A 21558-nucleotide genomic window follows, 5' to 3' on the forward strand; every position below is an offset into this window, starting at 1 on the left:
AACTTCTCGGATCAACTGACGCTCACTGCGTACACCAAACACATACCCAATGAATAGCAATTTAAACAGCAACGTAGGATCCAAGGCCGGACGACCATTGTCGGCGCAGTACAGGTCTTTAACCAGATCGTGAATAAAGCTGAAGTCGATGACCTTATCGATCTTACGCAGCAGGTGGTCGGCAGGAACTAGCTCGTCAATGCTGACGAACTCCATAGTGGACTGGGTTTGGGGGCGGTCTTTTAACATGCCCCATTATAAAAAGTCCCCGCACGAGGGCGAGGACTTTGTCAGCAGTCTGAAACCGGAGCCAAGGCCCCGGTTTTTTTATTTGCGTAAAACACTTACTGGTTTAATGCTTCGTCGATAATCTTGGGAGTGATAAAGATCAGAATTTCCCGTTTTTCGTACGTATCAGTCTCATTGCGGAACAGGCGACCTACGTAAGGAATATCACCCAGCAGCGGAACCTTGCGGGTATCCTTGCGTTCTTCCAGCTGGAAGATACCGCCCAGTACAATAGTCTGACCATCACCCACAAGAGCCGTTGTTTCAATACTGGTGACATCAATAATGGGTACCGTACTGTTGGCCAGCCCGATGGCCTGCCCACTCACCGCATCCTGAGTAATCAGCAAGTCCATATTGATGCGGTTGTCCGGGGTAATTTGTGGGGTTACTTGCAGTTGCAACAAGGCTTCTTTGAATTGAAGACTAGCAGCACCACTTGAAGTGGCCTCCAGGAAAGGCACTTCCTGACCAGTGCGGATCATGGCTTCCTGCTTGTCACCAGTGGTTATACTGGGCTGAGCCACTACTTCACCATGACCAGCGGATTCCAGAGCGCTGAGTTCAAGATCCAGGAACAGATTGTCGGACAAGAACGCCAAAGCCAAGCTGCCTGTTGGCTCGTTGACTCCCAGGTCAGCAGCAATGATATTGGTCAAATTCAGGGTTTCACTGGTAGCCGGGTTGCCATCAAAGTTTTCAATAACACCGCCGTTATCGCTGTCAAAAGCAGCGTTGGCACCAGCACCGAAGATGTTATTGCCGTTAAAGGTACCACCGCCGGCAACACCCCACTCCACACCAAGCTCCTCGCGGAAATCGGTATTGGCGGTAACAATACGCGCTTCAATTCTTACCTGGCGAATGGGGATGTCCAACTCTCTAACCAAACGGCGGAAGTCAGCAATATTCTCTTCGGTGTCGGTAATAATGATGGTGTTGGTGCGGGAGTCCACTTTCAGCTCACCGCGATCCAGGGAACCTTCTGCACCTTCAGCTCGTTCGCCACGGTACAACTCAAACAGTTCTTCTGCATTGGCGTAGCTGATACGCACATACTCGGTACGCAGCGGTGCCAGCTCTTGAAGCTGTTTGTTCACTTCGACCTGCAGACGCTCCTGCTCGGCAATATCTTCCGCCAGGCCCACGTGAATTACGTTACCTTCTTGACGCTTGTCCAAGCCCTTGGTTTTCAGAATCACATCCAGAGCGTGATCCCAAGGAACGTCATTGAGATTAAGGGTAATACTACCGTCAACCGCATCGGAAACCACAATATTGATACCCACCTGATCAGCGATCACAGACAGTACCGCACGCACTGACACATCCTGGAAGTTCAGGGTCATTTTCTCGCCACTGTAGGCGAATTTGTTGCGCTGCTCTTCCAGCTCGCGGGGGGTCAGCGGTTTTACTTCAATCACATACTGGGTATCCACCTGGTAGGCGGAGTATTCGAACTCCCCCAGTGCGTCGATGGCTACATGAGTGGTAGAGCCACGACGTATACTGTCGATTGCTTTCACTGGGGTGGCGAAATCCACTACATCCAGGCGACGATCCAGGTTGCCCGGCAGCGCCGTCTGGTAGAAATTCACCTGAATTTCACTGCCTACCTGATTGATATCGATATTTACGTTGGCGTCGGACAAATCAATAATGACGCGGCCTTCACCGCCTTCACCACGCTCAAAGTCCACATTGGAAACAGACACTGAACCACTGACATCACCGTTATAGCCGGCTGTATGCACTTTCGCTGCCTGAGCCACATCCGCCACCTGGCTGGCAGAAGCACCAACTTCCAGAGTCAGTACATTGCCATCCACACGGGACTGATAAGGCACCATCTGTTGCAGGCTCAGCACCACACGAGTGCGCTCGCCAGCAGTGAGTGCCGTAAAGTTGCGGGCATTTTCGAAAGACAGCGAGTAACGCTTCTCTTCCAGCTTGCTCTGGACGCCAGGGAAATCCATCACCAGTCGTGCAGGGTCCGCCATGGCCAAATCGCTGGACTGCGGCGGTGTGTCTGAGAACGTCATCACCACCTGGAAGCGATCACCTGGCAAGGAGGCGAAGTCCACCTTGTCCAGAGTCACCGGCTCGGCAGCCGCCACAAGTGACGTTGCCCAACAGGCCAGAGCAGCAAATAGAGTGCTAATTGTTTTGTTTATATGCCTATTCATACTATTCCCCAACCTGATTATTCCTTGACCTCTAACGACAGGGTGCGCGGTTTTTCCAGCCAGCCACCTTTGCCATCAGAGACGATTTCAATCACTTGCAGTTTGTCTCTGCCAACAGATGTAATACGCCCATGGTTTTTGCCAATGTAGTTGTCCACTGTCACCCGGTGCAGCGTACCTGTACCATCGTCCAGCAACGCCCACATCTGGCCTTTTTGGGTCATGGAACCCATCATGCTCAGCGCCGAGAAGCTGAAATCCTCCAGATACTCACGCACGCGGTTTTCATCCGGTTTTACCGCAGGCGCTCCCTTGGCACGGCGCACCATGCCCGCAATAACCACCTCTGGCTCCTCAAACGGGCTGCGCAGCAAAAAGGCATCGTACTTGGCAGTCTTGTAGGGTTGAGCAGTGGGCAGCGGTGGGATTTCGCCACCAGTTTGCTGCTTTTGCTCAGCCATATACTGTTTCAAATCCTGGTGATTGCCGTCGCCACCGCAGGCGGTTAACAGCAATGCCGTCAAGGGAAGGGAAAGTCGTCGAATAAAAGGGTTCATTATTCTTCTCCCTCCTCGGCTTTGTAACGATAGGTTTTCGCTTTGATCTCCATACGCAGCAGGCTGCTACTGTCACCGGCACGGGCAATTTTGAAGTCGTGCAGAGTGACGATGCGGGAGAGCGCGGAGATGGTACTGACGAAAGAGCCAAAATCGTGGTAACCACCTTCAACAATCACATCCATGGGTTGCTCGATAAACAGCTCGGCGTCCCTTTCCGGATTCATCTCAACCTTGGCAACCACGCCACTGCTGCCACGGCCAGCGTCGTATATTTCATCCACCAGATCGGGGATATCCGTGTCTTTGGGCAATTGGCTCTTGAGGTTTTTAAATGACTCTTCCAAATCTGCCATCTGAGCTTTCAGCGCATCCAAATTGGCGGCATCAAAGGCCTTCTTTTTGTAGTCCTGCTTTAACTGGCGCTCTTTGCGGGTTTCCGATGCCAGCTGGCTGTTCATGTCACCAATGTAGAGGTAGTAAGTGCCCCCTAGTACCAGAGCAACCACAAACAGCAGGGCGATGGCTTTGTAGGCCGCCGGCCAGATGCCGATATTTTCCAGGGTTAACTCCGAGGTATCGAAGTTTTTCATCTCCTGTAAGGAGTCAGACAGTGCCATTAGCCTTCTCCTCCGTTGTTATTGTTTCCTGAACCGCTGCCATCTTCTGCTAAGGAAGCGGGCTTGACCACCTGGGCCTTAAACTCGAATTCAGTGCCATCTTCACCCAAGGTTTCATCTTTACCCATGGTGAGGGAGCCCGCCTTGTCGAACTTCTCCGACTCATCCAGGCGACGCATAAATGCTGATACCCGGGCGTTGGACTCGGCAAAACCTTTCAGGGAAACCGTGGTTTCGTTAGTCAGCTCCATCTCCGACAAAAAAGCACCATCGGGCACGGCACGGGCAAACTGGTCGAACACTTTCACCACTTCCGCGCGGTTGCTCTGCAGCCCCTGGATCACATCCATGCGGGCCAGCCACAATTTTTTCTTTTCTTCCAAGGTATTGATCTCTCGAAGATCATTTTCCAGAAGCTTGATGTTGTCTTGCAGCATCTTGTTGCGGCTTTGCTGATTTTCAATTTGCCCTTTAACGACCGAATGCCAGGCAAATCCGGCAACCAGGGCAGCAATCAGCACCAGCATCAAAATGCTGAGAAACTCTTTTTGCTTCTCCTGGCGCTGCTCTTCCCGCCAAGGGAGTAAGTTAATCAATGCCATTACTCAAAACTCCTCAGCGCAAGTCCTGCCGCTACCAACATGGCCGGGGCATCATTCGCCAGAGCCACTGCATTGACGTTTTTGGACACCGACATACCGGCAAAGGGGTTGGCGACCATGGTGGGCAGCCCCAGCTTTTCTTCCACTTCATCCCGCAGCCCTTCCATAGCAGCGACACCACCGGCAAGCACCAGTTGGTCGACGTAGTTGTATTGGCTGGATGAAAAGAAGAATTGCAAAGAGCGGGAGATTTGTTGAATCAGGGCTTCCTTAAAGGGGTCGAGGATTTCAGACTGGTAATCCTCAGGCAAGCCACCCTGTTTCTTGGCCTGGCCAGCTTCTTCCACTGAAAGGCCGTAGCGGCGCTGGATTTCCTCGGTCACCTGTTTGCCGCCAAACAGCTGCTCCCGGGTGTAAACCGTCTTACCGTCCACCAGCACACTGAGGGTCAACATAGTGGCGCCGATATCGGCAATGGCCACCACCTGGCTCTGCATGTCCTGATCGCCCTGAGACAGCAAGCTGAAAGCGCGCTCTACCGCATAGACTTCAACATCCACCACCCTCGGAGTCAGCCCGGCTTCCGCCAGTGCCTCGGAGCGCTGGTCGATATTCTCTTTGCGGCAGGCTGCCAGCAGAACATCTACCTGATCAGGGTTGCTCTCCGAAGGGCCAAGCACTTCAAAGTCGATGGCCACTTCATCCAGCTGGTAGGGAATGTATTGATCCGCTTCCAGGGCGATATGAGCTTCCATCCCCTGGTCGCTGAGCCCGGAGGGCGCCTCAATCACTTTGGTAATGACGGAAGAACCAGACACCGACACCGCCACATCCTTGAGCTTGCAGTGGGACTGGTTGAGCAGCTTGCGAATGTTATCCGCCAGGGCGCTGACGTCATTGATGTTTTTTTCCACCACCGTATTGGGTGGCAGGGGCCGCACCAGGTAACTTTCTACGCGGAGCCGGTCGCGGCTGCCACTGAGTTCCAACAGCTTGACCGCTGAGGAGGTAATATCCAACCCCAACAAGCTTTTTGGCCGTTTATCCAAGAACTGTAGTAATCCCATTTTTATTTTCTTATCCGTGGGTTAGGTGACATTGCGATAAACAACTTTAGTTACTTGCCGCAACATTGCAAGTACTTTTGTTTATCACTGATGCTGCCTCTATAATGAGCGCCCTTTACGCCCAATCACATCAGAAACAGATGAAGTTGCCCTCAAAACCGCTAATCGGCTCCTTGATACGCCTTACTGTCGCCGGAATCGGCGGCATACTGCTTATAGCGGCCAGCCTTTACCTATACCTTAGCCCCAAATTGCCCACCGTTGAAACCCTGAAAACGGTAAAACTGCAAACACCTTTGCGAATTTATTCACAAGATTCGCAACTGATCGGCGAATTTGGCCAGCAGCGGCGCAACCCTATTGCCTACGAGGACATTCCGAAAAATATGGTTCACGCCATATTGGCGGCGGAAGACAGCCGCTTTTTCGAACACAAAGGCATCGACCCCAGGGGCCTGGGGCGGGCTGTTCTGCAGATGGTGAAAAGTGGCTCGCGCCAAGGCGGCGGCAGCACCCTGACCATGCAGGTAGCGCGCAACTTCTTCCTCAGCAAGAAGAAAGAGTTCACCCGCAAGTTCAATGAGATTCTGCTGTCGTTCCGCATTGAGGACGAATTAACTAAAGAAGAAATCTTTTCCCTGTACGCCAACAAGATGTTTCTGGGCAAGCGTGCCTACGGAGTAGAGGCTGCGGCCAACGTCTATTACGGCAAAGCCATTGACGAGCTGAGTCTGGCGCAGACCGCCATGATCGCGGTGTTGTTCCAGCTGCCCTCCACCCAAAACCCCATCAACGATCCCGAATCCTCGTTGCAGCGACGCAACTGGATACTGTCACGCATGTTGTCACCTCTGGGCTATATCACCCAGGAGGAGTACGACCTGGCGGTCGCAGAGCCAATCACCGCCCGCTACCACGGCCCACAGACTGAACTCAATGCGCCCTATGTGTCTGAAATGGTGCGCCTGGAAGCCAAGCAAATTATCGCCACACTCAATCGCAGTGACGCCCACCAGGACAATCCCATCGACATGATGAACGATGGTTTGCGGGTTTACACCACCATCGACAGCACCCTGCAGAAAAGCGCTCGCCGCGCGCTGCGCAATGGCCTGACCACTTACGACTGGCGCCACGGCTACCGAGGCCCGGAACGCCAATTCGACGACCCGAGCCAATGGCCCGAAATCCTTAAAGACACCCCTGTGGTAGGCGACCTGATGCCGGCCATTGTCAGTGCTGTGGACGAACAGCAAGTCACCCTGCTGAGCAAATCCGGCGAAGAAGTCACTCTCACCTGGGAAGATGACCTCAAAAAGGTGCGCGGCTTTATTACCACCAACCGCTACCGCAACCTGAAAAACACTGTGGATGAATTTGCCGTGGGCGATCTGGTGCGCCTCAAGCAAACAAGCAATGGCAGCTGGGCTCTGTCGCAGATCCCCAATGCCCAGTCAGCACTGGTGGCACTGTCACCCCAGGATGGCGCCATTAAATCCCTGGTGGGCGGTTTTGATTTCGACCAAAGCCAGTACAACCGGGTCACCCAGGCAAAACGCCAGCCAGGCTCCAACTTCAAACCCTTTATATACACCGCTGCCCTCAACAGTGGTATGACCGCTGCTTCCACCGTCAGTGGCGCCAGTATTTCTATGGAAGACAACCTGCTGGAAGGCTACTGGCAACCAGAGAACGACGGTGGCGAAGTGTACGGCGAAACCCGCCTGCGCAAAGGTTTGTACAAATCTCTCAATACTGTCTCTATTCGCCTGCTGCGCACCATTGGCCTCAACGCCGCCATCGATGGTGCTTCGCGCTTTGGTTTTGACCCCAACACCCTGCCCGACAACTACACCCTGGCACTGGGCAGCCACGCCCTACCCCCCATGGAAATCGCCACCGGTTACGCAGTATTTGCCAACGGCGGCTACCTGGTAGAACCCTATCTGATCGACCGCATAGAAGACGTGTACGGCAATATCCTGTTCCAGTCCAACCCAACACAGGTTCCCGACGAAACCGCGAGCAATGACGCCTCAGAAGAGAAACAAGAAACGCTGGAGCAGCAACAGCTGGAGCAAATTGAGCAGGAGTTGGAACAACTGGATCTGGGCCAGTGGGCCAATAACAATGCCAATAGCAATGAAAGTACGGAGCAGACAGCACCTGAAGACGCCAGCGAACAGGCAGCAGCCAGTGAGGACGCCGTACAACCACAAGCCCCAAAACAGAAACCCCGTATAGCGGAACGGGTGGTTGAGCCCAGAGTGGCTTACATTATGGATTCCATCCTGAAAGACGTAATCCGCAAAGGCACCGGCGTCAAAGCCAAACAACTAAAACGCAATGACATTGCTGGCAAAACCGGTACCACCAACGACGCCAAAGACGCCTGGTTTTCCGGTTACAGCCCTGAGATTGTCGCCACCGCCTGGGTGGGCTTCGACAACAATATCTCGCTGGGCAGAAACGAATACGGTGGATCGGCAGCCCTGCCTATCTGGATCGACTTTATGCGCACCGCGCTCAGAGGTGTAGAGGATCAACCCCGCACTCAGCCAGACGGCCTGGTGCAGGTTCGCGTCGACCCGAAAACCGGCAACCGGGTCAGCGCTCGATTCCCCGGCGCCATTTTCGAGATTTTCCGCCGCGAACACCTGCCAGTGGAGCCGGAAAATGGCGGCTCCAGCAAATCCATAGAGCGGGAATTGCTTAACGAAGAATTGCTGTAGCCCACTGTCATCCTGAGGAGACGAAGCCGACGTGAGGATCTCACAGTTCGATTAACACCGAGATCCTTCGCTACGCTCAGGATGACAATTTGTCAGAATATCCATCCAGGGCACCTGGGTATCCCCAAGCGCCACAAAAAATGGATTGAGCAGCGACTCTTTGTGGTTATAACCCAGCACACAGCCATCTACTGACACCACCTCCCCCCCCGCCGCTGCCAGCACCGCCTGGGCGGCGGCGGTATCCCACTCACAAGTGGGAGCAAAGCGGGGGTAGATATCCGCCTTCCCCTCGGCAATCATGCAGAACTTCAGCGAGCTGCCCACCTGCATCAATTCAACACCGCCAAAATGGCTTTCCAGATTGGCCAGGGCTTTATCACCTTCTGAAGAACCGTGACGGCGGCTCGCCACAACGATTGGATGAGCCCCCTCAGGCAGCTGACGACAACGAATAGGTTCGCCATTTTTATAGGCGCCAAGGCCAGACACGGCGCTATACACAACCCCGGTTACCGGCACCACAACCACTCCCAACACAGGCTGCCCATCAGCGATCAGGGCCACATTAACCGTAAATTCCCCATTGCCGCTAATAAACTCCTTGGTGCCATCCAGGGGGTCAACCAGCCAATAGCGCTGCCAGGTTTGCCGCTCGGCAAAATCCGGCAGCTGAGACTCCTCAGACAACACCAGAATATTGAGAATTTCCGGCAAACCCGCCACCAATACCTTGTGGGCAGCCAGGTCTGCTGCCGTCACCGGCGAGTCATCCTGCTTGGCAGTTACCTGCCAACCATCTTTTTGCCGATAAATAGCCAATGCCGCCTGCGCTGCCTCATCGCACAGGGCTTCCACTTTCTTCAATACTTCAATATTCATTGATGCCTTTTACCTAAAGTTGCAGCGGTGCATACTGTGCAACATTATCATCACCGCGAAAAAACCACATTGAAAGCCCAAGTATTGAACAACCGTCCATTGAACAACAAGGTGGATTGGAACGCCATCGACACCGTGCTGCTGGATATGGACGGCACCCTGCTGGACCTGCATTTCGACAACCACTTCTGGCTCGAGTACCTGCCCCAACGCTATGCTCAGCACCACAACATCTGCCCGGATCAGGCCACCCGGGACCTGCACGATCGCTTTGACGCCAAGCGCGGCACTCTGGAATGGTACTGCCTGGAACACTGGTCAAAGGAACTGGCTGTGGACATCCGCCAGGTGAAAGAGGAAGTCAATCACCTGATAAGCGAGCGTCCTTTTACCCAGGCTTTTCTGTCTTTTCTTGGCGACCAGAACAAAGAACGCATTCTAATCACCAACGCCCATCCGCACACCCTGGAATTGAAACTGCAGGTTACCGGCATCGAGCCTCACCTGGATCAAGTGATCAGCTCCCACCAGTACGGCGTTCCCAAGGAAGACCAGCACTTCTGGCAACAACTGCACCAACAACTGAACTTTGACCCGGCACGCACTTTGTTTGTGGACGACACCGAAAATATTCTGGCGGCGGCGCAGCAGTTTGGCATTGCCCACCTGTTATGCATTCACCAACCGGACAGCAAGGGGCAACATCGCCAGATAGAACGCTTCCCAGCCATCAACCACTTCGATGAAGTAATCCCGCCCCACTACCACCAACCATGAACAAGGTACGTATCGACAAATGGCTGTGGGCCGCGCGCTTTTTCAAAACCCGCAGTTTGGCCAAAGCCGCCATCGAAGGCGGTAAAGTGCATATGGATGGCCAACGCATCAAGGCCAGCAAAGAAATTACCGTCGGTAGCACACTGCAAATCCGCCAGGGCTGGGATATCAAGACCGTGGAAATTATCGCTCTGTCCGACCAGCGCCGGGGGGCTCCGGAAGCCAACACCCTGTACCGGGAAACCGCAGAAAGCATTGCCAAACGGGAAACTGAAGCCGCCCAGCGCAAGGCCTTGCGCGGTGGCGATGCCGCCCCGCTAAAACGCCCCACAAAAAAGCAGCGCCGGCAGATTCATGGGTTTTGGGAAAAACAATAGCTTACAGGACGGGCTTCGCCCTACAGGAAACAGGTGACAGGGCCGCCCCTATCACCTGTAGCGCGAAGCGCGTCCTGTAACCTGTACCCTTTTTGAATTGTGCTCAAAATGTAGACAATCACAGCAAACTTCCCTACAGTGCGCCTCCTTTAAAAACACCCCTCTTATCTATGAGCGATAGCGACAAGCTGCAGCGGTTTATGTTCGACCACTGCGACATCCGTGGTGAAATCATCACCCTGGAACAGAGCTACCAGGCGGTTCTGCAAATCAACCAATACCCACAAGCGGTGCAGCACTTGTTGGGAGAGTTTCTCGCCGCTGCTGGCCTGCTCAGCGCCACTCTCAAGTTCGATGGCGTTATCACCCTGCAAGCTCGCGGCGATGGCCCCTTAAAACTGATCGTGGCGGACTGTACCCGCCATCACAACCTGCGTGCCGTGGCCGAGCTGGACGAAGAATCTTACCCAGAATTCGACTTTGACAGCGACCACAGCCTTCGCGAACTGGTTGGCAACGGGCAACTGGCCATCACCATCGACCCAAGCCGGGGCGAGCGTTACCAGGGCATCGTGCCACTGGAACAACCGACTCTGGCAGGTTGCCTGGAACATTACTTCCGGCAATCGGAACAACTACCTACACGACTCTGGCTAAGCGCCGACAGCCATCGGGCCGGCGGCTTGTTTCTGCAAGCACTGCCCAGGCAAACCGCCAGCGACGAACAAAACGAAGAACAGTGGCAGCACCTTACCCAATTGGCGGAGACCATCAGCCCGCAAGAGCAGCTGCAACTGGCTCACCAGAATCAGCTCTACCGCCTGTTCCATCAAGATAATGTGCGCCTGTTCGACGCTACCGACCTGCAATTTGCTTGCAGCTGCTCACAACAACGCACCGCGCAGATGCTGATGAAAATGGGCCGCGATGAACTGCAAAGTATCCTCGCCGAACAAGGCCGGATTGACGTCAACTGCCACTTCTGCAACCAGCAGTACCGCTTTGACGCCAGCGACATCAACCAGCTATACAGTGGAGAACCACCGACTCTCCACTAGGGCCTGTTCACACTAATTGAATCGCCACTGTTGTGGCTAAAAAAGCGCCAATCTAGGCGCGAGGAGAGTGGTTTGGTCATTCCAAATGAGCGACGAGCAACACCGAGTGGCGCTTTTTTAGCCGCAACCCGAAGGGCTGGGGCCATTTTTCCGCCCAGCTGTGTTATCAGTCGCTTATGTGGAATAACCACACAGCACTCCTTCTGCCTTGCTGGACGAAAAAATAGCTCCCAGCAGTGATGATTCAATTAGTATGAACAGGCCCTGACCTGCAAAAAACGTCGTCAAGGCCCGTGTAATCTGCGATACTTGGCGTCTTTTTTTCACCCCATTAAGGGAATTGCATGGGGACGACGACAGGGGCACCCTGCCGCATCTTGATTTTAACTCTGTTACAGCAACTAAAGACCTGGAAGGATCAACACCAATGACCCAAACAGAAGACTCTGCAGCCACCGTGCTAACAGACCCCAGCGCCGCCAAACTTATTGAGCAGGCACTGGTACGCGGTGAAGGCACCCTCTCTGACACCGGCGCCTTTTCTGCCATTACCGGCAAACGCACTGGCCGCTCACCGGGCGACCGCTTTGTTGTGGAAGAACCCAGCACGGCAGAAGCCATCGACTGGGGCGGCGTAAACCGGCCCTTCCCGCAAAACAAGTTCGACGCCCTTTGGGACAGAGTCTCCACCTATCTGGCCGAGTGTGACCGCGTTGTGCAACACCTGCACGTTGGCGAAGACCCAGAGCACTACCTTCCGGTCAAAGTCTCCACCGAAACCGCCTGGCACGGTTTGTTTGCCAAAAATATGTTCATCAACCCCAGCAAGTTCAACCCCGCTGGCAAAGAGAAATGGCACATCCAGCACGCCGCCAATTTTGTCTGCGATCCAGAGCAAGACGGGACCAACTCCGAAGGCTGCGTGATCATCAACTTTGCCCAGCGCAAAGTATTGCTGGCCGGCATGCGCTACGCCGGTGAAATGAAAAAAGCCATGTTCTCGGTACAGAACTTTCTGTTGCCGGAAAAAGACGTAATGCCCATGCACTGTGCGGCCAACGTGGGTGAGACCGGCGATGTGTGCCTATTCTTCGGCCTGTCTGGCACTGGTAAAACCACCCTGTCCGCCGACCCGGACCGCTACCTGATCGGCGACGACGAGCACGGCTGGGGCAAAGGCTCCGTATTCAACTTTGAAGGTGGCTGCTACGCCAAGACCATTAACCTCAGCAAGAAAAACGAGCCGGTAATCTGGGACGCCATCCGTTTTGGCGCCATCATCGAAAACGTGGTGCTGTCTGACGACACTCACACTGCCGACTACGACGACACCTCGCTCACCGAAAACGGCCGTTGCAGCTACCCACTACACCACGTGGAAATGCGCTGCGAAGCCAACCGCGCTGGCGAGCCCAAAAACATCATCTTCCTGACATGTGATGTATCCGGTGTACTGCCACCGGTATCCATCCTCTCCAAGGAAGCCGCCGCCTACCACTTCCTCAGCGGTTACACCGCTCGCGTTGGCTCCACCGAGCTGGGCGCAGAAGCGGGTATCCACCCAGCCTTCTCCACCTGTTTCGGTGCACCCTTTATGCCGCGCCCGGCTGGCGTTTACGCCGAGCTACTGATGAAGCGCGTGGAAGAGTTCGACTCCAAAGTTTACCTGGTGAACACCGGCTGGACCGGCGGCGCCGGCGGTGCCAACGGCACCGGCTCCCGCTTCCCCATCCCGGTGACCCGCGGCATTGTTGCTGCCATCCAGAACGGCGCCCTGGAAAACACCCCCACAGAAACGCTGGATCTGTTTAACCTCACCATCCCAACAGCGATAGTGGGTATCGACAGCAAATACCTCAACCCACGCGAAGCCTGGGAAGACAAAGCTGCCTACGACGAGCAGGCCCGTAAACTGGCTGGTTTGTTTGTGGAAAACTTTGCCAAGTTCGATGTTTCTGACGACATCGTGGCGGCAGGGCCGCAGTTGTAGATTCAGCTTACTGCTGCACCTAAAAAGAGCGCCGCTAATGGATTTAGTGGCGCTCTTTTTTTGCGCACCGATTTATTGCTTCAGGTCAATGGCTTTCCAAGCGTACCTCTTTAGAGTTACCGCCATGAACCAGGCCTTCGACCCAAAACCGCCCCTACCGGACTACCTCACCGACTACTACCAGTGGGCCTACACCACCAGCCGCGCGGTAAAATTCTGGGATCGCCCCTGGCTGGTTAACCTGATTCTATGGGGAAACTACCGCCGCTTGAGCAACGCTGCCTTACAGCACATAGAAGGAAACTGCCTGCAAATTGCCGCCGTCTACGGCGACTTGAGCAAACGTATCAGCGAAAAGCTGGCACCTAACCACTCCCTGACTGTCGTGGATATTGCCCCAGTGCAACTGGCCAACCTGGCCCGCAAATGCCCCCATATAAACCTGCACTGCCAAAACAGCAGCCGCCTACAGTTTGCCGACGATAGCTTTGATACCAGCCTGCTGTTTTTTCTGCTGCACGAACAACCTGCGGATGTTCGCCAAAAAACAATTTCCGAAGCACTGCGAGTTACACACCCCGGCGGCAAAGTGATTATTGTGGATTACCACAAGCCGAAATGGTGGCATCCATTACGTTGGGTGATGGCTGGGGCTTTTAAATGGCTGGAGCCGTTTGCGGGGGAGTTTTGGGATAGGCCTTTAGCAAGGCATTTAACAAACAACGCCAAGATAAAAGTCCAGGAAACATTTTTTTCTGAGTTATACGAACTAACGATTATTGAAAACTAAAAAATTGAATCGGACAACCTCTTAATCAGCTTACTTGATTTACCAAACTTGAAGAGTAAGATCGGTGTTTAAAATCTTTAATATCAGCTCTTAAGAAGGACTGATCATGAAAATCGTATTGGCATTATTCTGTATATCTTTCTGTCAAAACATCTTGGCCTGTAGCTGCCAAGAATCGACCTTGGAAAAAAACTATAAAAATGCCGATAAGATATTCTTAGGAGAATTAGCCTCTTCCACTAGAAACCATGAAGGCAAACTCCTTGTCCGGGTATTAGAGAGGCTTAAAGGCCACATTCAGGAGGTTGAGTTAGTAGAAACTGGTGATGGGGGTGGAGATTGTGGCCTTGGGGTTGATCCAGATAGCGAGTATTTAATTTTTGTAGGTGAAGACAACCATGCAAATATCTGCAATGGCTCAACACGGGCTTCATCTGTAGGAATTATTGTTGAGAGATTTACTGATGGAACCGTACTTAACGAGGGAGTAGACCCCAATAAAATAAGCCAAGATCACTTAGAGAAAATTAGAAAGCTTTCATCAGTATATAAAAAATAATGGGAGCCGGCCGATAAGCCGGGTTCTGTCGTGGGCAATCATTCCTCTACGATGCATGTCACCATACACCTTTAGCAACCTACCCGCCCACAGTGCGGGTCACACCTGTAGTGGGCCTATTTGGTCTTGCTCCGAACGGGGTTTACCATGCCGCAAACGGTTACCCGTTGCGCGGTGCGCTCTTACCGCACCCTTTCACCCTTACCTGTGTACCGCTACTTAAAGTAGCGGTACCATCGGCGGTCTACTCTCTGCTGCACTTTCCGTAGGCTCGCGCCCCCCAGGCGTTACCTGGCGTTCTACCCTGTGGAGCCCGGACTTTCCTCCCTCCCACTACTTAAAGTAGCGGGACAGCGATTGCCTGGCCGACTCCCGGCGCGGATGGTACTACAGCTGCGGGCGGCGAGCTACGGGCGGCTAGCAGTAAAGCCTGTAGGTCGGGCTTTAGCCCGACAAAATACCAAGCGGATACGCTTTACTTGACGGCCTGAAGGCCGACCTACATTGCTGTGCGTGACCCGAATCATCTACACTCGCGCCCACAGAAATCACGAGAAAACCATGTTCAAACTCGGCCTGATTATTAACCCCCTCGCGGGCATTGGCGGCAGTGTGGCGCTGAAGGGCAGCGACGGTGCTGACACCGTGCGCGAAGCCATAGCCCGCGGCGCGGAGCCCAAGGCCGGGCTGCGCACGTTGCAAGCGTTGGAGCCGCTGCAAGGGCTGGAGGTAGAGATAATCACCTACCCCGCCGAGATGGGTGCTGATATTGCACGCCAGGCCGGTTTTGATCCCACCGTTATCGGCACCATAGACAGCGGCGCTACCACTGCCACCGATACCGAGCGCGCCGCTGTGGAGCTGGCTGCTGAAAATATTGATCTACTGCTGTTTGCCGGTGGCGATGGCACCGCCCGCAACCTCTGCAATGTGCTCGACGATCAGGTGCCGGTATTGGGCATTCCCGCCGGGGTCAAAATCCACTCCGGCGTTTACGCCCTCACCCCCAAAGCAGCCGGACAACTGGTGGCGGAGCTGGTTCGTGGTGAGCTGGTGAGTTTGGGCGAACAGGAAGTACGAGACATCGACGAAGACGCCTTTCGTCAGGGCCAGGTGCGTGCCCGCTACTACGGCGACCTGACCGTGCCCAACGAACACCAGTACATCCAGAGCGTCAAAAACGGCGGCAAAGAAGTGGAAGAACTGGTGCTGGACGATATCGCCGCCGACTTTATGGAACAGATGGAAGACGGTGTGCGCTATATCATGGGCTCCGGTACCACCGTGGCCAATATTATGGAACAGCTGGGTTTAGCCAATACCTTGCTGGGTGTCGACGTGGTAGAGAACGGCCAGTTAATCGCCAGTGATTGCACAGCGCAACAGTTACTGGAACTGACCGACAACCACCCCTGCCAACTGGTGGTTACTATTATCGGCGGCCAGGGCCATATTATCGGCCGCGGCAATCAGCAGTTAAGCCCAGAGCTACTGCAACGCCTGGGGCGCAATAATCTGTATGTCGTTGCCACCAAAACCAAAATCAAAGAGCTGGATGGTAGACCACTGATCGTCGACAGTGGCGATGAGGCAACCAACAAAATGCTCGCCGGGTTGCTGCCGGTGCACACCGGCTACCACGACTCGATTCTGTATCGGGTGGCGAAGTTTTGAATCGGTTGCGGGTTCCGGGTTTCGCGAAAAGCTCGCTCGGTCTACTCGTAACCCGTAACACGCAACCCGAAACTAACTTTGCGCTTTCATCTCCACCGCCAACTTATACAATTCCTTTTTATTACCACCAGTAATCTTCGCCGCCAGTGTGGACGCCTGCTTTACCGATAGCTCTTGCAGCAACAAGCCCAGAACGCGCTGTTGCTCGTCACTCTTGGCGGCCTGCTCTCTGGGTTCTGCACCAGCCACAACCAACACAATCTCACCCCGTTGCTGGTTGCTATCGGCAGCGACAATTTCCACCAGCTCGGCCAACGGTTTGCCATGGAAAGTTTCAAAGGCTTTGGTGACTTCCCTCGCCAGCACCGCATCCCGGTCATCACCAAATACCGACGCCATATCTTGCAGGCAGTTCAGTACCCGATGGGGCGCTTCATAAAACACCATGGTGCGGGTTTCGTTGGCCAATTGTTGCAAGGCTTTGCAACGGCCAGCGCTTTTGGCAGGCAAGAAGCCTTCAAAAGTAAAGCGGTCAGTGGGCAAACCGGCAGCGCTCAGGGCAGCGACGGCGGCGCAGGGACCAGGGATCGGTGATACGGCAATGCCCTCCTGACGAGCCTGACGAACAATGCGATAACCAGGGTCAGAGATCAGCGGCGTGCCCGCGTCGGATACCAGCGCCACCGTTTTGCCATCGCGCAGCGCCTGCAACAGGCCATCCACCCGGGCGCCGCCACTGTGATCGTGGTAGGCCACCAGCGGTTTGTCGATGCCCAGATGGTCCAGCAAACGACGGCTGTGGCGGGTATCTTCCGCCGCCACCATATCCGCCGATTGAAGCGCCTCTATGCCACGGGGTACCATATCCCCCAAATTGCCAATTGGCGTCGCTACTACGTACAGTTCACCTGCCATTGAAGGTTTCCATGAGGTTACGATTTACCCGCGCTTTTTGTCGCACTCGCCTGACTGTTATCGCCCTGTCCAGCATACTGGCCAGTGGCTGCCTGTCCCCCAAACCGAGTGGCCCAGAATACACAACCGGGCAAGCTCAAGTACAGCGCGCTAACGAATTGCTGCAACGGGCAGCCGGTGCCAATTCCACCCAGCGTCAGGCATTACTACTGGATGCCGCCCACCTGTTGTACAACGCCGAAAATTACAGCGGCGCAACGCGGGTATTGCAGCAAGTAGAGCAAGACAGGCTCACCTTGCATCCCTTGGCGCGCTACAGTTTATTAAGTGCCGAACTGGCATTGCAGGAAGACAACTTTTTTGTCGCCCGCCACCACCTCACTCACCCGGCACTGGAACGCATGTGGCGTGATCTGCCTGTGGAATTGCGCCAACGTTGGCACCGCCACCGGGCCACGGTGTTTGCCATTCTCGGCGAAGAACAGCGCAGCATTAAAGAATACGTGGCGCTGAGCAGCAGCATCGATGATGGTGATGAAATCAGTAAAATCCACCAGCAATTGTGGCAACTGCTCACCCGCATTCCACAGCTGGATTTGCAAAAACTGGTCAACAGTGAAAAGCAGCAAGTGTTGAAAGGCTGGTACCAGCTGGCGCAAATCAGCCGCAGTAATCAGGGCAATATCGAAGGCTTGCAACAGGCCATCGATCGCTGGCAGAACAACTGGGCCTGGCACCCCGGCGCGCTCTACCCGCCGGCGGGCCTCGACGATATCCGCGCCATTGCCAATCGCCTGCCACGGCAACTGGCCCTACTATTGCCCATGAGCAGCGGCAAACTGGCCAATGCCGGCCAGACTATCCGCGACGGCTTTATGGCAGCTTATTACCAGGTATTGGAACAGGGCCACCAGCCGCCGGTGATTCAGCTGTACGACACCGCTGCCGACCCGGACATCGAAGCCGTTTACCGCCAGGCGGTAAACGATGGCGCTGAGATGGTGATCGGCCCGCTGGCGAGAGAGAGTGTCGACCAGCTTAACGCCATCGGCGACTTGCCTGTGCCAACCGTATCACTCACCTACCTGCAAGATGCCGAAGTTCCGGTGGCCAACCAACTGCTGCAATTCGGATTATCAGCCCCCAACGAAGCCCGCCAGGTGGCAGACCGAGCCTGGCTGGAAGGCCACCGCCGCGCCCTGGCGATTGTTCCCGACAGCGCTTTGGGGCAGCGCACCCTGGCAGCTTTCCAGCAACAGTGGGAAAGCCATGGCGGCGAGCTGGTGCAAATTCTTAACTACCAGCGGGGACAGGTGGACTTCAAGGCAGCGGTGAAAAAAGCCCTGCTGATTGACCAAAGCCAACAGCGCAGCAATCGGTTGGCCAACGTGCTTGGCAAACGCCTGAAATCAGAACCCCTGCACCGGCGCAACGACCTGGACATGGTATTTCTGTTCTCATTCCCCGAAGAAGGCCGTCAGGTGAAGCCCATGCTGGACTTCTTTCACGCCGACGATCTGCCGGTTTACGCCACCTCTCAAATTTACGATGGCAAACCCCAGGCCAGCAAAGACCGCGACCTGGACGGCGTGCGCTTCGCCGCCATGCCCTGGGCACTGCCCGGCACCATCGCCGAGAGCATGATCCCCAAGGCCAACTTTGTCGCCAACTTTTTCGCCCTTGGCCTGGACGCCTACAAAATTCACCAGGCGGCGCTGCAAATGCAACTGCTGCCGGAAACCCAACTGTTTGGCAGTACCGGTTCGCTGAGCCTGGACAACAACCAGGTGATCAGACGCCAGCCCTGGGCGGAATTTCGCGGCGGCAAGGTGCGTCGCGCACGGCTGCCGGATCAAACTCAATAAAGGCACACTGGAAGCAAAACCATGGACGGGGACAAAGCCGAGCAATTGGCCCGCCGACACTTAAAAAAGGCCGGCCTGACAATCATCGAGTGCAACTACCGCTGTCGCCGGGGCGAAATTGATATTATCGCCCGCGACGGCGACAGTCTGGTTTTTGTTGAGGTGCGCTACCGTCGTCAAAACAGTTTCGGCAGCGCCGCTGACAGCATCAACCAGCGCAAGCAAGCACGTATTACCACTGCCGCACTCAGTTACCTGCAGCGGCACCAATTGGGTGAAACACTCCCCTGCCGATTTGATACCATATGCATCGCCCCGAACCCGGCCAACGGCCTGTGGCGGCAGGCTTACCATATCGACTGGCTGCGCAATGCCTTTCAGGCAAACCAGTAAACCCTAACAAGAACTGACAGGCCACCACACGGAACTCATGGAACAACGCGTTATCGAACTGTTTCACCGCAGCATTGAAGCCAAGATGAATGTCGGCGAAAGCCTGGCTCCATTACTGGTCAATGCCAGCCAACGTTGTGTGGCCAGCCTGCTGGAAGGGCGCAAGCTGCTGTGCGCAGGCAACGGTGCCAGCGCTGCCATGGCCAGCATTCTCTGCCAGAACCTACTGCACCAATACCGTTTGGAACGGCCCGGCTTTGCGGCCATTTGCCTGTCTGCGGAGGCAGGATTGTTAACGGGTATTGGCAGCCAACAAAATTTCAGCGAAGTGTTTAGCCGCCAGGTAAAAACCCTGGGGGAAGCGGATGACCTGTTAGTACTATTCAGCACCGGGGAAGACCCAGCCAATCTCAGTCAGGCAGCTCACGCCGCCCACGACCGGGGCGTTAAGTTACTGGCATTTACCGCCCCTGGGGATCACAACCTGCGTTCGCTGTTGGCAGACGACGACCTGGACATCTGTGTCGATAACACAGACGTACACCGGGTTCAGGAAGTACAGCTTTTGAGTTTGTTCGCCCTGTGCGATTTAATTGATGATCAATTGTTTGGAGGGATAAATTAAATGGGCACTACTTTCAGGAGTACCCGTACTTTCAAAGGTAACCGGGTTTTCAAAGGTACTCACATGCTGCGTGCTTTTACGGCCACGCTACTAGCTGCCAGCCTGGTTCTGGCTTCCGGCTGCACCACCATTGTCGATGCAGTGACCACCAAGCCCATTGAACCGGACCACAACGAAACCGCCATCGGTACCGATTTGAACGACCTTCAGATCGAAGTCTCGGTGGGCGTCAATATCAAAAAAGCGCATCCCCAACTGGACAGGTCTCACGTCAACGTACACGCCTACAACGGCGTGGTATTGCTTACCGGCGAAGTACCCAGCACGGAGTTGCGCACCCTGGCGGGAGATACCGCCCGCAATTTTCGCGGCGTGCGCCAGGTTCACAACGAACTGCAAATTTCCGGCAAATCCTCGCTGCTGGCACGCACTACCGACACCTGGTTAACCACCAAAGTGCGCAGCAAATTTATTCTGGAAAAAAACTTCAAAGGCTCCGACATCAAGATCATCACCGAAGGCAACGTCGTCTATCTGATGGGCATTGTCAGCCAGGATCAGGGCCGCCAGGCCGCCAACATCGCCAGCCGTACCGGCGGCGTGAAGCGGGTGGTGAAAGTGTTTGAGTATCACGATTGAACACAGCTGCGGGCTACGAGCTTCTGGCTGCGGGCAGTACAACGCTACCGTCATCCTGAGGAGCCAACGGCGACGTGAGGATCTCAGAGTTTGGTAGTTGTGAGATCCTCACGGTCGCTTCGCGACCTCAGGATGACAACCACAAAAAACCGAGCCCCGCTACAGGGCTCGGTTTTTTATTTGGCACATACTGCTAGCAGCTCGTAGCCCGCCGCCCGATGCGATTTTAGAGTTTATCCAACAACTTCCTAAGCTGCGACACATGCCGCCGGCTCACCTGCGGCTTGATATCCAACCCCGCCAAGCGCACAAAGTACTGGCCATCCTGATTGCGTTCCAAGCCTTCGATATGGGGGATGGAAACCAGGGCGTTGCGGTGAATGCGCTCGAACAGTCCGGCAAATTCCGCCTCCAGGTCTTTCAGAGTTTCATCCAGCAGCGCTTCGCCTTCGGTGTGGTAGGCAGTCACGTATTTGTTGTCTGCCTGAAACAGGCGAATATTGGACACCGGCACCAGCTCAACACCACGGCGGTTTTTGGAGCTCACATGGGCGCGGCGGCCGGACAGCCCAGGCACTTGCTCCAGTTCATCGAGCTGGGCTTTATTGAGGCGTCGGGCGCGGGAAATTGCCTGTTCCAGATCCGGTTGTTTCACCGGCTTCAACAGGTAGCCTACTGCTTGGGAAGAAAACGCCTGCACCGCGTAGTCGTCATAAGCAGTGCAAAAGATAACCGCGGGGGGAGGGTCAAATTCCGCCATGTGCTGTGCAGCCGCCAAGCCATCCATTCCAGGCATGCGCACATCCAGTAAAATCACATCCGGCGACAACATACGGGCCAGTTCAATGGCATCGCTGCCTGAGCCCGCCTGGCCAACCACTTCGCAGTTTTCCACCAGACCGGTCATTCTGGCCAGGCGTTCCCGCGCCAGTGGTTCATCATCGACTATCAGGACCTTCATG

21 protein-coding genes and 1 other RNA gene are annotated in these 21558 nt (G+C 54.8%); 12 read left to right on the forward strand and 10 right to left on the reverse strand.

Annotation, left to right across the window (positions count from 1 at the left end; all coding sequences use genetic code 11):
- The 6 genes from QSV34_RS06060 to QSV34_RS06085 form a co-directional block, all read right to left on the reverse strand.
- The coding region (locus tag QSV34_RS06060) for a transposase (RefSeq protein ID WP_289152878.1) at positions 1-249 on the reverse strand (249 nt) is incomplete at its 3' end.
- A gap of 95 nt (positions 250-344) precedes the next feature.
- Positions 345-2474, reverse strand: a complete 2130-nt coding sequence (locus QSV34_RS06065; protein WP_289152880.1) for a type IV pilus secretin PilQ — start codon at positions 2472-2474, stop codon at positions 345-347.
- Between the two features lie 17 nt (positions 2475-2491).
- Positions 2492-3031: a pilus assembly protein PilP gene (locus QSV34_RS06070; RefSeq protein ID WP_289152882.1), complete on the reverse strand. Its 540-nt coding sequence runs from the start codon at positions 3029-3031 to the stop codon at positions 2492-2494.
- Entirely contained in the window at positions 3031-3651 is a 621-nt protein-coding gene (locus QSV34_RS06075; RefSeq protein ID WP_289152884.1) for a type IV pilus inner membrane component PilO, read from the reverse strand. Before QSV34_RS06075 ends, QSV34_RS06070 begins: the two co-directional genes overlap by 1 nt.
- Entirely contained in the window at positions 3651-4253 is a 603-nt protein-coding gene (locus QSV34_RS06080) for a PilN domain-containing protein (RefSeq protein ID WP_289152885.1), read from the reverse strand. The genes QSV34_RS06075 and QSV34_RS06080 overlap by 1 nt, the downstream gene beginning before the upstream one ends.
- A complete protein-coding gene (locus QSV34_RS06085) occupies positions 4253-5320 on the reverse strand; it encodes a pilus assembly protein PilM (RefSeq protein WP_289152887.1) in 1068 nt (355 codons plus the stop codon). Before QSV34_RS06085 ends, QSV34_RS06080 begins: the two co-directional genes overlap by 1 nt.
- Positions 5321-5460: 140 nt before the next feature.
- Between QSV34_RS06085 and QSV34_RS06090 the strand changes: the two genes are divergently transcribed.
- Positions 5461-8052, forward strand: a complete 2592-nt coding sequence (locus QSV34_RS06090) for a penicillin-binding protein 1A (RefSeq protein WP_289152889.1) — start codon at positions 5461-5463, stop codon at positions 8050-8052.
- 51 nt (positions 8053-8103) lie between these two features.
- On the opposite strand, the gene cysQ is transcribed toward QSV34_RS06090, so the two are convergent.
- Positions 8104-8934 (reverse strand): 3'(2'),5'-bisphosphate nucleotidase CysQ, encoded by an 831-nt coding sequence (gene cysQ, locus QSV34_RS06095; RefSeq protein ID WP_289152891.1) that lies wholly within the window; start codon positions 8932-8934, stop codon positions 8104-8106.
- 111 nt (positions 8935-9045) lie between these two features.
- Between cysQ and yrfG the strand changes: the two genes are divergently transcribed.
- From yrfG to QSV34_RS06125, 6 genes are all read left to right on the forward strand, one after another.
- Positions 9046-9711 (forward strand): GMP/IMP nucleotidase, encoded by a 666-nt coding sequence (yrfG, locus tag QSV34_RS06100; RefSeq protein ID WP_502928995.1) that lies wholly within the window; start codon positions 9046-9048, stop codon positions 9709-9711.
- On the forward strand, positions 9708-10088 hold the full coding sequence (locus QSV34_RS06105; protein WP_289152892.1) for an RNA-binding S4 domain-containing protein: 381 nt from the start codon (positions 9708-9710) through the stop codon (positions 10086-10088). The genes yrfG and QSV34_RS06105 overlap by 4 nt, the downstream gene beginning before the upstream one ends.
- 170 nt (positions 10089-10258) lie before the next feature.
- Positions 10259-11146 carry an Hsp33 family molecular chaperone HslO gene (gene hslO / locus QSV34_RS06110; RefSeq protein ID WP_289152894.1) on the forward strand — a complete coding sequence of 296 codons (888 nt, stop codon included), beginning with the start codon at positions 10259-10261 and terminating at the stop codon, positions 11144-11146.
- A 427-nt stretch (positions 11147-11573) separates the two neighbouring features.
- Positions 11574-13136 (forward strand): phosphoenolpyruvate carboxykinase, encoded by a 1563-nt coding sequence (locus QSV34_RS06115; RefSeq protein WP_289152895.1) that lies wholly within the window; start codon positions 11574-11576, stop codon positions 13134-13136.
- Between the two features lie 124 nt (positions 13137-13260).
- Positions 13261-13926 (forward strand): rhodoquinone biosynthesis methyltransferase RquA, encoded by a 666-nt coding sequence (gene rquA, locus QSV34_RS06120; RefSeq protein WP_289152897.1) that lies wholly within the window; start codon positions 13261-13263, stop codon positions 13924-13926.
- A 181-nt stretch (positions 13927-14107) separates the two neighbouring features.
- The gene (locus tag QSV34_RS06125; RefSeq protein ID WP_289152899.1) at positions 14108-14485 is read left to right on the forward strand and encodes a hypothetical protein; all 378 of its coding nucleotides are present in this window, start codon (positions 14108-14110) and stop codon (positions 14483-14485) included.
- Here QSV34_RS06125 and rnpB read toward each other — a convergent pair.
- An RNA gene (gene rnpB, locus QSV34_RS06130) (RNase P RNA component class A) lies at positions 14484-14858 on the reverse strand. The two genes, QSV34_RS06125 and rnpB, sit on opposite strands and share 2 nt — an antisense overlap.
- Before the next feature lie 188 nt (positions 14859-15046).
- On the opposite strand from rnpB, the gene QSV34_RS06135 reads away from it, so the two are divergent.
- Positions 15047-16159 carry an ATP-NAD kinase family protein gene (locus QSV34_RS06135; protein WP_289152900.1) on the forward strand — a complete coding sequence of 371 codons (1113 nt, stop codon included), beginning with the start codon at positions 15047-15049 and terminating at the stop codon, positions 16157-16159.
- 72 nt (positions 16160-16231) lie between these two features.
- Here the strand turns inward: QSV34_RS06135 and rsmI are convergent, their stop codons facing one another.
- Complete coding sequence (gene rsmI / locus QSV34_RS06140) at positions 16232-17074, reverse strand: 16S rRNA (cytidine(1402)-2'-O)-methyltransferase (protein WP_289152902.1); 843 nt, start codon at positions 17072-17074, stop codon at positions 16232-16234.
- Positions 17075-17085: 11 nt separating this feature from the next.
- Between rsmI and QSV34_RS06145 the strand changes: the two genes are divergently transcribed.
- The 4 genes from QSV34_RS06145 to QSV34_RS06160 are packed head-to-tail and all read left to right on the forward strand — an operon-like array spanning position 17086 to position 20596.
- Positions 17086-18939, forward strand: coding sequence for a penicillin-binding protein activator (locus QSV34_RS06145; protein ID WP_289152904.1), 1854 nt, complete (start codon positions 17086-17088; stop codon positions 18937-18939).
- A 21-nt stretch (positions 18940-18960) separates the two neighbouring features.
- The gene (locus tag QSV34_RS06150; protein WP_289152906.1) at positions 18961-19332 is read left to right on the forward strand and encodes a YraN family protein; all 372 of its coding nucleotides are present in this window, start codon (positions 18961-18963) and stop codon (positions 19330-19332) included.
- Between the two features lie 37 nt (positions 19333-19369).
- Positions 19370-19957, forward strand: coding sequence for a D-sedoheptulose-7-phosphate isomerase (locus tag QSV34_RS06155; protein ID WP_289152908.1), 588 nt, complete (start codon positions 19370-19372; stop codon positions 19955-19957).
- On the forward strand, positions 19958-20596 hold the full coding sequence (locus tag QSV34_RS06160; RefSeq protein ID WP_289152910.1) for a BON domain-containing protein: 639 nt from the start codon (positions 19958-19960) through the stop codon (positions 20594-20596). It begins immediately after the preceding gene.
- Positions 20597-20822: 226 nt separating this feature from the next.
- Here the strand turns inward: QSV34_RS06160 and QSV34_RS06165 are convergent, their stop codons facing one another.
- Positions 20823-21557, reverse strand: a complete 735-nt coding sequence (locus QSV34_RS06165; RefSeq protein WP_289152912.1) for a LytR/AlgR family response regulator transcription factor — start codon at positions 21555-21557, stop codon at positions 20823-20825.
- Between the last annotated feature and the right edge of the window lies 1 nt (position 21558).

The organism is Porticoccus sp. W117, assembly GCF_030341905.1.
Classification (GTDB): Bacteria; Pseudomonadota; Gammaproteobacteria; order Pseudomonadales; family Porticoccaceae; genus SCSIO-12696.

Coding starts and splice junctions, on each gene's coding strand:
- QSV34_RS06155 (WP_289152908.1), top strand. CDS start 19,370: ATGGAACAACGCGTTATCGAACTGTTTCACCGCAGCATTGAAGCCAAG.
- QSV34_RS06160 (WP_289152910.1), top strand. CDS start 19,958: ATGGGCACTACTTTCAGGAGTACCCGTACTTTCAAAGGTAACCGGGTT.
- QSV34_RS06150 (WP_289152906.1), top strand. CDS start 18,961: ATGGACGGGGACAAAGCCGAGCAATTGGCCCGCCGACACTTAAAAAAG.
- QSV34_RS06115 (WP_289152895.1), top strand. CDS start 11,574: ATGACCCAAACAGAAGACTCTGCAGCCACCGTGCTAACAGACCCCAGC.
- QSV34_RS06070 (WP_289152882.1), bottom strand. CDS start 3,031: ATGAACCCTTTTATTCGACGACTTTCCCTTCCCTTGACGGCATTGCTG.
- QSV34_RS06145 (WP_289152904.1), top strand. CDS start 17,086: ATGAGGTTACGATTTACCCGCGCTTTTTGTCGCACTCGCCTGACTGTT.
- rquA (WP_289152897.1), top strand. CDS start 13,261: ATGAACCAGGCCTTCGACCCAAAACCGCCCCTACCGGACTACCTCACC.
- QSV34_RS06080 (WP_289152885.1), bottom strand. CDS start 4,253: ATGGCATTGATTAACTTACTCCCTTGGCGGGAAGAGCAGCGCCAGGAG.
- cysQ (WP_289152891.1), bottom strand. CDS start 8,934: ATGAATATTGAAGTATTGAAGAAAGTGGAAGCCCTGTGCGATGAGGCA.
- QSV34_RS06105 (WP_289152892.1), top strand. CDS start 9,708: ATGAACAAGGTACGTATCGACAAATGGCTGTGGGCCGCGCGCTTTTTC.
- QSV34_RS06135 (WP_289152900.1), top strand. CDS start 15,047: ATGTTCAAACTCGGCCTGATTATTAACCCCCTCGCGGGCATTGGCGGC.
- QSV34_RS06075 (WP_289152884.1), bottom strand. CDS start 3,651: ATGGCACTGTCTGACTCCTTACAGGAGATGAAAAACTTCGATACCTCG.
- rsmI (WP_289152902.1), bottom strand. CDS start 17,074: ATGGCAGGTGAACTGTACGTAGTAGCGACGCCAATTGGCAATTTGGGG.
- QSV34_RS06065 (WP_289152880.1), bottom strand. CDS start 2,474: ATGAATAGGCATATAAACAAAACAATTAGCACTCTATTTGCTGCTCTG.
- QSV34_RS06165 (WP_289152912.1), bottom strand. CDS start 21,557: ATGAAGGTCCTGATAGTCGATGATGAACCACTGGCGCGGGAACGCCTG.
- QSV34_RS06090 (WP_289152889.1), top strand. CDS start 5,461: ATGAAGTTGCCCTCAAAACCGCTAATCGGCTCCTTGATACGCCTTACT.
- hslO (WP_289152894.1), top strand. CDS start 10,259: ATGAGCGATAGCGACAAGCTGCAGCGGTTTATGTTCGACCACTGCGAC.
- QSV34_RS06085 (WP_289152887.1), bottom strand. CDS start 5,320: ATGGGATTACTACAGTTCTTGGATAAACGGCCAAAAAGCTTGTTGGGG.